The following is a 924-nucleotide window of genomic DNA, read 5'->3' as shown; positions in this document are numbered from 1 at the left end:
CCTGGCGGGCGTGAGCACCCGCCAGGTCGACGACATCAGCCAATTGCTGTGGGGAGACCGCATGCCCTCGCAGACATTGAGCGACAAGCTCAAAAGGATCTACGGGGAGATCGACCAGTGGCGCACGAGGCCGTTGGAATCCGAATACCCGTACGTGTTCGTGGACGGCGTGTGGCACAAGCGCTCATGGGGCGGGCACGTGGAGAACGTGAGCGTCCTGGTCGCCATCGGAATCAACGCGGAGGGGCATCGCGAGGTCATCGGCGTCACGGAGGGCATGAGGGAGGACTCGGCCAGCTGGGAGCAGTTCTTCAGAGGCATGATCGAACGCGGCCTGAAGGGCGTCAGGCTCGTGGTCGGCGACCGGTGCGCCGGACTGGTGGCCACGGTCGGCTCGATGCTGCCCAAGGCGAAGTACCAACGCTGCATGGTGCATTTCATGCGCAACGTGCTCTCCAAGGTCCCGCCGATCCACAGGGAATGGGCGTCCGCCGCCCTGAAGGCGGTATTCGCCATGGAAAGCCGGGAATCCGCGCTGGACAAAGCCGAACAAGTCGCCGCGGAGATGAGGTCTAGGAGGCTGAGGGCCGCCGCCAACTGCCTGCGGGAGGGCGTCGGCGAGACGACGACCTACCTGCTGGACGAGTTCCCGGACGGGCACCGCAGGCGCATCCGCACGAACAACATGATCGAGCGGTTGAACAGGGAGATCCGCCGGCGCACGCGCGTCGTGGGCGGCTTCCCCGACGGGAACAGCGCGCTCATGCTCGTCTGCGCGCGCATCCGGTACGTCACCGCGAACGAATGGTCGACCCGCCGTTACCTCGACATGTCCCGGTTCGATGACAACCTCGTGGAAGCGAACTGATCATCGCTCCATGGACGGCCATGATCCAAAGTGCGCAACTTTTCGGGCACTACCTC

1 protein-coding gene is annotated in these 924 nt (G+C 64.7%); it reads left to right on the top strand.

Going from position 1 to position 924, the window contains the following annotated elements:
• Nucleotides 1–868: IS256 family transposase (locus OU26_RS09340; RefSeq protein ID WP_033499128.1), on the top strand; the 868-nt coding region annotated here is incomplete at its 5' end.
• Between the last annotated feature and the right edge of the window lie 56 nt (nt 869–924).

It is taken from the genome of Bifidobacterium ruminantium DSM 6489 (assembly GCF_000770925.1).
GTDB classification, from domain to species: Bacteria; Actinomycetota; Actinomycetes; order Actinomycetales; family Bifidobacteriaceae; genus Bifidobacterium; species Bifidobacterium ruminantium.
This window is presented reverse-complemented; position numbering and strand designations above follow the sequence as displayed.